The following is a 9035-nucleotide window of genomic DNA, read 5'->3' on the forward strand; positions in this document are numbered from 1 at the left end:
TATACTTACATTAATTTTAAACTTCCTATCTTTGATTTCTGATGATGCAAAATCTGATAATTATTTTGCGATTAAAATGCAAATTAGTAATATCATTAATATTTATAAAGTTAATGTGTTATTAATCGAGAGTAATGTTTTTTATACCATAGATGGTTTTATATTAAATAGAAGCAATAGCATCAATAGTGCAATGCATGACATCAATTCTTTTTCAATTCATCAATTGCAAATAAACCTTTCGCACTCTATCAATCTAGGTAGGTTTTAGCTTTTTTTCAGTGACACTGATCCTGAATAGGGAAAGAGAACGAGTAAAACGACCTATGTAGGAGAACAAGCGGTTAGTGTTCCTGCAAAGCAGTCTAAAATTCCCTTAAATCCAGTATAACAATATGATGTATATGGAAATGAGATTGTTTATCGGACTATGTCGCAAAAACAATATGAGAGTATTTTTCAAATATTGGCATAATGCCATCTACAATAGTAACCTCTGTTTAACCAGTATTAGATTACTGATCACAAAATGCTATGGAGTAACAATAAAATTGATTGTTACATGAGGCGCATTTTCTGGGTTTGAAAAAAAGTATTGCAGCTAATTCAGCTGCGGCAAAAGAATTACCTAACATGTGTCGACACAAACTGGAAAATGGATGTATACCAATACCAGATTTAAGGTTGAAGGTGGGCAAATGATAACTCAAATTGAAAAAGGTAAAGGATTAGATATTTTTAATAAAAATATTATTCATTTTGAAAAGGTTAAATAAAAGCAAAAAATAATGTTATTAAAGTTAGAAAACACCAAAACGCCCATGAAATTAGTATATCTTTTTTCCGAAAAACTTAAGGTTGAGCCAGAATATGTTTCTCTTACTCAAGCTTTAACGCTCGATTGATTGAGGTTTTATGTTGGATTAAATGGGACTTATGGTCTTTTGGGTAAACCATTGATTTTATGTTTGCAACATCTAATGGAACACAAAAAAATAGATGAAATGAATAAATTTTTCAATAATAACTGGATTGATAATATTGAAAGGTTACATGGGCACTTAAATAAAGCGAATATTGTCCAGTTAGATTTCAGAAAATTGACATTGGAAAATCAGCAAGGTTTACATAATTATATAAATACACTCTTAAAATTAGAACCATCAACAATTTTTATCTTGAGGTAAGGTATGGCTGGAGCTTTTGTTTTTAGTGAAAAAAATGTTGCTGCATTTGGTTCAACATTTATTGATGTTCTTGCTGATTATTGGAGACCTTATATTCAGCAAATAGGCGTAGATAAAAAAGTCTATTTTTATTATGACCTATTTTATGGGAATATCGATTTTTCCGAATTAACCCAGAAACAATATATACAATGTTATAAACAGATCGAAAAAGCGATTGAAGTTGATCTTGAAAGGATAGAAAATTTTTATAATCATTACCCTAAAGAACTTGTTTACAAAGCTTGGTTTGAAGAGATCAAACCAAAAATGCAAAGTTCCCCGTTGTATCAGTCTTAACATTTTGTTATTTTTTTCTTCAGTTCTGCGATAAAGATCGCGGAACTGGAGTAATTATTAATCAACTATTCTATCTACTTCGCAATCTCAAAAATTTACCTGCTTTTTTATTGGTAATTGTGACAGACGGTCCGGTTGTGAACCCCAGTTCATTCAGCCAATAGCTTTTAATGGTAAGTTGTGGGAGGAGAACACCTTTGCCAAGGCTAGAACGGTAACCAACTATCTAATGGCAAACCGATGATATTGCCGGTAACTTAATTGCCCATGCAATACTTGGTGCAGTAGTGGCGGAGCTGCAAGACAACTCAGCATTGTCAGGAGGTGTTGGTGCAGTAAGCGGAGAGCTAGCGAGTAAAGTTATTATTAACACCCTTTATAGTGGTAAAGATGTCAGCGAGTTAACCGAAGATGTAAATAATCCATCAGATCAATTTGCAAGACAAAAAGCATTAGAGGCAATTGAACGAATCGAATCCGCAATAAAAGGACATGGAATATGATAACTTTAAGATCGTTATTAAATAAAAAAAATATTGAATATAAAAAACAAAATATGTCTTATCTTGACGAATGGTTTAATGAAATCATCGATGTTCCATTATCTAAACTATTAGTTGGAGATATTGCACGATTAATAAGACAACAAGTTTTTATTTGTGAAATTCTACCCTATGCTTTAAATATTCTTTCTTCAGATCCTTTAGCAGGAGACTCATATGATGGTCAATTAATCTCATCATTAGCCACTTTAACTAAAGGTGATATAGAAAAATGTTCATTTAATTTTAATGAGATTAATATAATTATAAATAAAATAGATAAATCATTATTAAGTAGTGAGTTATTAATTGATATTCAAAAAATAAATAGTTTTTCATCAATTTAATAAGAATATCTAACCTAAACTCAGTTCTGCGACAAAGAACAAAGCATTATTGTCCAAACAAGGCTAGTCAGAGAGATTGGTGGTCGAACGCTGACCATGCTCAATAATTTACAAAATGGTAAAATATTGGCGGTTTCTGCAAAAACTAGTATTAATATGCTATCCGATGAGAATAAGATAATTGGAAACCGCTATACTCAAACAGATGAGGGAATATTGGCCAAATAGCTTGGCATATTGGGAACAATCTTCAAAAATAGTTGTCATAAGAGATCCAAAAGCAAACAATGGCGGAACGGCGTTTTAAACCTTCAGATGGACGCCAATATTTAGATGCTTTGAATTAATAAAGATTATATAGAATGAAATTAATTGAATTAAGTAATGAACAATCATCAAAGGCTGAGCTTTACATCATTCGCTCAATTATTGGCGAAATATATGCTGGAGTTTGTGTTGATGCTGAAGAATTTGGAACAATTCATGGTATTGAAAAAGATGAGGTATTGAGATTAAAACATGATATTTATGAAATATATGAAAAGTTAGCAACTCTAAAGGTCAATATTTAATTGTTTTATGAATTTTCGTAGTATTTAGGGATATAAATAATTTAGGTTGATTATTAAATGAAATATTATGCAAAGTTAATATCTATAGATGAAAATGTTGAAGAAGAAGTTATTTTCGCTTTTGGAGAATATAACATTTGTTGTTTTATTGACTATTCTCCCGTACCGCTTCGCGTGGGAAACATTTATTTAGTAGAACTGGGTTTATGGTTTAACGATGATATGCAAGTTGAAACATCGAAAGATAAACATTTTTTTATTAAAAGAGAAAGAAATACATTTCAACATATTATAAATGGCTACTTATTTGAAGATAAATTAGTATTATCAAATTTGATTTTTGAAGATGAATTATTCTATGATTTTTCTTATTTTGAGAAGGATTTTATTACTATTAAGCCTGATAGAATAACTGTATCAATCATTGAACAATAATAAAACTAAAAAAGATAACTCAGCCTAATCAATAAAGTGATCGCAGTTGAGGAAAAACGTCCTTGTTTGAAGTAGCGAGGTAGATTTAATCAATTGATAGGGGAAAATAGGTGTTATTAAAACGCTGAAGACAAGAACAAATGGTCTTCGTCAAGCAAATTAAAACTCCACTGGGTATATAAGATTATTATGAAAAAAATATATTTATTAAAAGCTGCATTAAGAGATAATTGCTTTTTTATGCAAGATGATTGTCCTGAGGACGAGAAAGGCATTCAAGAAAGGGCGATGGCTCAACGCTGGAAACCATTTGGTGATGACTACCAGCCGATTAAACTTGAATTAGGACGAAGTGATTTTGGTAAGAAGAATTATCAGTTTGATTTTTGTGGTTTTTCAAGACCATTTTTAGTGTTTAGTGAATCGGCATTAACGGCACTGGCAGATATTTTAGAGCCACGCGGGCAGTTGTTACCGGTTATCACGGAGAGTAAACGTAAAAAATTCTTTGGTTATTATCCCACCAACCCGTTATCCGGTTGTTTTGACAAGGAAAAATCAATCTATGAAGAATGGCCAAATGGTTTAATAATCAGAAAACTATTTTTAATTGCCGAAAATATTACCGATGAGTATTTATTCTCGATTGAAGAAGATATCAGCTTTGTCTTTGTGACAGATAAATTTAAACAACGCGTTGAAGACGCTAACTTGTTGGGGTTTGATTTTTCTACTGAAATATCAATATCATAAATAAAACCGCCCAAAAGCGCCAACAGATACCCATGATATTATAATCAACACCGATACTAAGCGCCTGATGATATGAAATGGCGCTAATTATTCAACGAGAAAAATAGGTGTTATTAAAACACCGAAGACGAGAACAAATGGTCTTCGTCGAGTAAATTAAAACTCCACTGGGTATACAAGATTATTATGAAAAAAATATATTTATTGAGAACAACATCAAAAAATACTTGCTCATTTATTCAAGATTATCCTGAGGGCGAAGAAAGCATTATGGGAAGGGCGATGGATCAGCGCTGGAAACCATTTGGTGACAATTACCAGCCGATTAAACTTGAATTAATACGAAATGATTTTGGTAAGAAGAATTATCAGTTTGATTTCAGCGGTTTTTTGGGTCCATTTTTAGTGTTTAGTGAATCGGCATTAACGGCACTGGCAGATATTTTAGAGCCACGCGGGCAGTTGTTACCGGTTATCACGGAGAGTAAACGTAAAAAATTCTTTGGTTATTATCCTACCAACCCGTTGTCCGGTTGTTTTGACAAGGAAAAATCAATCTATGAAGAATGCCCAAATGCTCTTATGATAGAGAAAACATTTTTAATTGCCAAAAATATTACCGATGACTATTTATTCTCGATTGAAGAATCTATTAGCCGTGTGTTTGTAACAGATAAATTTAAACAACGCGTTGAAGACGCCAACTTATTGGGGTTTGATTTTTCGACTGAAATAGCAATATCATAAATAAAACCAGCCAAAAGCGCCAACAGCTAGCCATAATACTATAATCAACACCGATACTAAGCGCCTGATGATATAAAACGGCGCTAATCAATCAATGGGAAATATCAATGTATGGTAGTGATATAAACAGCGCCGGTAATGGTGTTTTTTAGCTAACAATAAAAATAATAGGTGTTATTAAAACGTCAAAGACGAGAACAAATAGTCTTCGTCAAGCAAATTAAAACTCCACTGAGTATACAAGATTATTATGACAAAAATATATTTATTAAGAACAACACTAAGAGATACTAGCTTTTTTATGCAAGATTGTCCTGAAGAAGAGAGAGGCATTATGCAAAGGGCGGTGCGTCAACGCTGGAAACCATTTGGTGACGACTACCAGCCGATTAAACTTGAATTAGGACGAAGTGATTCGGGTAAGAAGAATTATCAGTTTGATTTCAGCGGTTTTTTGGGTCCATTTTTAGTGTTTAGTGAATCGGCATTAACGGCACTGGCAGATATTTTAGAGCCACGCGGGCAGTTGTTACCGGTTATCACGGCGAGTAAACGTAAAAAATTCTTTGGTTATTATCCTACCAACCCGTTGTCCGGTTGTTTTGACAAGGAAAAATCAATCTATGATGAATGGCCAAATGGTTTAATGATCAGAAAACTATTTTTAATTGCCGAAAATATTACCGATGAGTATTTATTCTCGATTGAAGAATCTATTAGCGGTGTCTTTGTGACAGATAAATTTAAACAACGCGTTGAAGACGCCAACTTATTGGGGTTTGATTTTTCGACTGAAATAGCAATATCATAAATAAAACCACTCAAAAGCGCCAACAGCTAGCCATAATACTATAATCAACACCGATACTAAGCGCCTGATGATATAAAACGGCGCTAATCAATCAATGGGAAATATCAATGTATGGTAGTGATATAAACAGCGCCGGTAATGGTGTTTTTTAGCTAACAATAAAAATAATAGGTGTTATTAAAACGCCAAAGACGAGAACAAATAGTCTTCGTCAAGCAAATTAAAACTCCACTGAGTATACAAGATTATTATGACAAAAATATATTTATTAAGAACAACACTAAGAGATACTAGCTTTTTTATGCAAGATGATTGTCCTGAGGATGAGGAAGGCATTCAAGGAAGGGCGATGGATCAACGTTGGAAACCATTTGGTGACAACTACCAACCGATTAAACTTGAATTAGGACGAAGTGATTCGGGTAAGAAGAATTATCAGTTTGATTTCAGCGGTTTTTTAAATCCATTTTTAGTGTTTAGTGAATCGGCATTAACGGCACTGGCAGATATTTTAGAGCCACGCGGGCAGTTGTTACCGGTTATCACGAAGAGTAAACGTAAAAAATTCTTTGGTTATTATCCTACCAACCCGTTATCCGGTTGTTTTGACAAGGAGAAATCAGATTATATTGAATATCCAAAAGGTTTAAAGATCGAGAAAACATTTTTGATTGCTCAAAATATTACCGATGACTATTTATTCTCAGTTGAAGAAGGTATGAGCCGTGTCTTTGTGACAGATAAATTTAAACAACGCGTTGAAGACGCTAACTTATTGGGATTTGATTTTTCTACTGAAATACCAACATCATAAATAAAACCGCCTAAAAGCGCCAACAGTTACCCATGATATTATAATCAATACTAAGCGCCTGATGATATGAAATGGCGCTAATTATTCAACGAGAAAAATAGGTGTTATTAAAGCGCCGAAGACAAGAACAAATAGTCTTCGTCAATCAAAACAAAACTCAACAGGGTATACAAGATTATTATGAAAAAAATATATTTACTAAGAACAACATCAGAAAATACTTGCATATTTATTCAAAATTATCCTAAGGGTGAACAAAGCATTCAGGGAAGGGCTATGGATCAACGCTGGAAACCATTTGGTGACGACTATCAGCCCATTAGACTTGAATTAGTGCGAAGTGATTCGGGTAAGAAGAATTATCAGTTTGATTTCAGCGGTTTTTTGGGGCCATTTTTAGTGTTTAGTGAATCGGCATTAACGGCACTGGCAGATATTTTAGAGCCACGCGGGCAGTTGTTACCGGTTATCACGGAGAGTAAACGTAAAAAATTCTTTGGTTATTATCCTACCAACCCTTTATCCGGTTGTTTTGACAAGGAAAAATCAGTTTATGAAGAATGGCCAAATGGTTTAATAATCAGAAAACTATTTTTAATTGCCGAAAATATTACCGATGACTATTTATTCTCGATTGAAGAAGATATCGGCTTTATCTTCGTGACAGATAAATTTAAACAACGCGTTGAAGACGCCAACTTATTGGGATTTGATTTTTCTACTGAAATAGCAATATCATAAATAAAACCAGCCAAAAGCGCCAACATGTATCCATGATATTATCGATGCTAAGGGTAACGATTTCTTATATTGATTATCCAGTGAGAAGTATAAAAATTGGTTTTCGCAAAGCAAATAATTATCAAACGGTACCCCAACCGCTGCGACTACCGAGACAATATTTTGATGAAGACAAAGGGTTTGATCAAACAGAGACTAAGATTATTAATGGAGCTCGGGGTATTTTAGAGCCAAAAGAAATGTCTCAAATTCAGTAAGTTCACGCGTAAGGTCAACCTGTTACAGGGGTTATTAATGGTCGTACCATACAATACGAGCCTAATCTACTACCTCAGGAATGACAATGTATGGCGAAAATGGGAGGGCTTATTGGTAAGGACGCATTTAAGTCTCAAGCTGAATTGCAAAAAATAATACTACATGAATTATACCGATTAAATACATCATCTTCGGCAAGCGGTGTATCCAGTTCTTTAGGTACAAAGGAGACGAAAGCAGCGTTCGATTTTGCATAAAAAGTATTTAGTGTTTTGGGGAAGTAAATAATATGAGTAATAAAAGAGTTATGAGATGGATTGGTGCAGGAAAAAGTATTGCTACTGACCCAAGTGTAAAAGTACTTTGTCCTGTTTGTCAAAAAGTTTATTTGAAAGTAAGAGATATTCCAAATGAAAATAATCCTTCTGAAGTTGAGCGCCAGATGTTATGTGATAAGTGTGGAGCATTTAACGTACTTCGATTAACTAGATAGCTTTTAGATGACTGGTTGACCGGTGGTAAAGCAGAAGTATTCCAACCAGTGGTCTTAATGGTCAGTTGCGGTCTTAGGTTAGGTTGCTCGCCATTGAGGGTGTAGACGACCGTTAAGCTGTGCTTTAACCGAGGTTTTACCATTCTAGTTTTGTCATGGTGGTTTTTAGCATAGAATGCGTCTTAGCCATAGTTAACTTCTGGTAAGTTAGTTTATGGATGGGTTCGGGCGTTTATCGGAGATGGACAATGGCCATTGGTGTGGCAATATGATAAATGTGGTCGTATTACGCTGGAGTATCAAGGGGTTAGTAGTCAATATAAAAACAAACTTCAACAATAGGGCAACACTACATCAATTAGAAGGAAGCCTGAATGGTGTTTCTGGTAGATTTGAATGGATAGTAGATCCTAAGTTAGGAGGTGTAAGCCATCGTATGTTTCCACCAAATGGAACAATTAATGGAATCTCATCTAAGCCATGATAAATAAAATATTTAATGAACTTGAAAAGTTCAAAATAGTTGATTGGGGAGTGATCTATTTAGGCTGTAAAGGGCTCCCTATAGGCACATTATCACCAAATAACGTTAGTGATTTTGCATGTGAACAGTTAGCTATTATAGAGTTGAATGATGCTTCTTTTATATCCGTTTCTGAATTGTGTTTTTGTACAGAAATGAACGGTGAGGTTATTGATATGATTAGTAACCTCTGTGATTTGAATAGTGTTGATTTAACTCTTTCAAAGAAAAAATGGGTTGTATTTGCCATAAAAGAATCTATGAATCATTTACCAGAAGATAGTTTGTATGGGTTATTGGAGCTAAACAATTTTTGGAATGAGTGGGGTGAATCCAATAATAGTCCAAATATAATTCAAGGTGTTAATAATACCATGACTCCGAATAAGTACTATTCTGATGAAAACTATCTAAAAATCATATCAAATCATAATTTATGGATAAAAAAAGAATTAAATAAATTAGAGATTTAA

16 protein-coding genes are annotated in these 9035 nt (G+C 33.6%); 15 read left to right on the top strand and 1 reads right to left on the bottom strand.

Going from position 1 to position 9035, the window contains the following annotated elements:
- Positions 1-635 precede the first annotated feature (635 nt).
- The 3 genes from DKK70_RS16745 to DKK70_RS09605 all read left to right on the top strand — a co-directional run bounded on the left by DKK70_RS16745 (position 636) and on the right by DKK70_RS09605 (position 1526).
- Positions 636-776, top strand: coding sequence for a hypothetical protein (locus DKK70_RS16745; RefSeq protein ID WP_181415966.1), 141 nt, complete (start codon positions 636-638; stop codon positions 774-776).
- 204 nt (positions 777-980) lie between these two features.
- On the top strand, positions 981-1187 hold the full coding sequence (locus DKK70_RS17565) for a hypothetical protein (protein ID WP_375334982.1): 207 nt from the start codon (positions 981-983) through the stop codon (positions 1185-1187).
- Positions 1188-1190: 3 nt separating this feature from the next.
- Positions 1191-1526 (top strand): hypothetical protein, encoded by a 336-nt coding sequence (locus DKK70_RS09605; protein WP_110433806.1) that lies wholly within the window; start codon positions 1191-1193, stop codon positions 1524-1526.
- 70 nt (positions 1527-1596) lie between these two features.
- Here DKK70_RS09605 and DKK70_RS17570 read toward each other — a convergent pair whose 3' ends face one another.
- Positions 1597-1752, bottom strand: a complete 156-nt coding sequence (locus tag DKK70_RS17570; RefSeq protein ID WP_110433827.1) for a SymE family type I addiction module toxin — start codon at positions 1750-1752, stop codon at positions 1597-1599.
- Between the two features lie 61 nt (positions 1753-1813).
- Here DKK70_RS17570 and DKK70_RS09615 point away from each other — a divergent pair, with 61 nt between their 5' ends.
- From DKK70_RS09615 to DKK70_RS09675, 12 genes are all read left to right on the top strand, one after another.
- Positions 1814-2029 (top strand): hypothetical protein, encoded by a 216-nt coding sequence (locus tag DKK70_RS09615; RefSeq protein WP_110433807.1) that lies wholly within the window; start codon positions 1814-1816, stop codon positions 2027-2029.
- Positions 2026-2415 (top strand): contact-dependent growth inhibition system immunity protein, encoded by a 390-nt coding sequence (locus DKK70_RS09620; protein WP_110433808.1) that lies wholly within the window; start codon positions 2026-2028, stop codon positions 2413-2415. The genes DKK70_RS09615 and DKK70_RS09620 overlap by 4 nt, the downstream gene beginning before the upstream one ends.
- A gap of 362 nt (positions 2416-2777) precedes the next feature.
- Positions 2778-2987: a hypothetical protein gene (locus DKK70_RS09625; protein WP_110433809.1), complete on the top strand. Its 210-nt coding sequence runs from the start codon at positions 2778-2780 to the stop codon at positions 2985-2987.
- 57 nt (positions 2988-3044) lie between these two features.
- Positions 3045-3422 (top strand): hypothetical protein, encoded by a 378-nt coding sequence (locus DKK70_RS09630; RefSeq protein ID WP_110433810.1) that lies wholly within the window; start codon positions 3045-3047, stop codon positions 3420-3422.
- Positions 3423-3611: 189 nt separating this feature from the next.
- A complete protein-coding gene (locus DKK70_RS16755; RefSeq protein ID WP_258363926.1) occupies positions 3612-4175 on the top strand; it encodes a hypothetical protein in 564 nt (187 codons plus the stop codon).
- A 186-nt stretch (positions 4176-4361) separates the two neighbouring features.
- Positions 4362-4922 carry a hypothetical protein gene (locus DKK70_RS16760; protein ID WP_258363927.1) on the top strand — a complete coding sequence of 187 codons (561 nt, stop codon included), beginning with the start codon at positions 4362-4364 and terminating at the stop codon, positions 4920-4922.
- Positions 4923-5172: 250 nt separating this feature from the next.
- Positions 5173-5733: a hypothetical protein gene (locus DKK70_RS16765; protein WP_258363928.1), complete on the top strand. Its 561-nt coding sequence runs from the start codon at positions 5173-5175 to the stop codon at positions 5731-5733.
- A 250-nt stretch (positions 5734-5983) separates the two neighbouring features.
- Positions 5984-6547 (top strand): hypothetical protein, encoded by a 564-nt coding sequence (locus DKK70_RS16770; RefSeq protein WP_258363929.1) that lies wholly within the window; start codon positions 5984-5986, stop codon positions 6545-6547.
- 180 nt (positions 6548-6727) lie between these two features.
- Entirely contained in the window at positions 6728-7288 is a 561-nt protein-coding gene (locus tag DKK70_RS16775) for a hypothetical protein (protein WP_258363930.1), read from the top strand.
- Between the two features lie 347 nt (positions 7289-7635).
- Positions 7636-7803: a hypothetical protein gene (locus DKK70_RS16785; RefSeq protein ID WP_181415968.1), complete on the top strand. Its 168-nt coding sequence runs from the start codon at positions 7636-7638 to the stop codon at positions 7801-7803.
- 50 nt (positions 7804-7853) lie between these two features.
- Positions 7854-8039, top strand: coding sequence for a hypothetical protein (locus DKK70_RS09665; RefSeq protein ID WP_146210861.1), 186 nt, complete (start codon positions 7854-7856; stop codon positions 8037-8039).
- Positions 8040-8519: 480 nt separating this feature from the next.
- Positions 8520-9035 carry a DUF2247 family protein gene (locus DKK70_RS09675; RefSeq protein ID WP_110433814.1) on the top strand — a complete coding sequence of 172 codons (516 nt, stop codon included), beginning with the start codon at positions 8520-8522 and terminating at the stop codon, positions 9033-9035.

The organism is Gilliamella apicola, from assembly GCF_003202655.1.
GTDB lineage: Bacteria > Pseudomonadota > Gammaproteobacteria > Enterobacterales > Orbaceae > Gilliamella > Gilliamella apicola_R.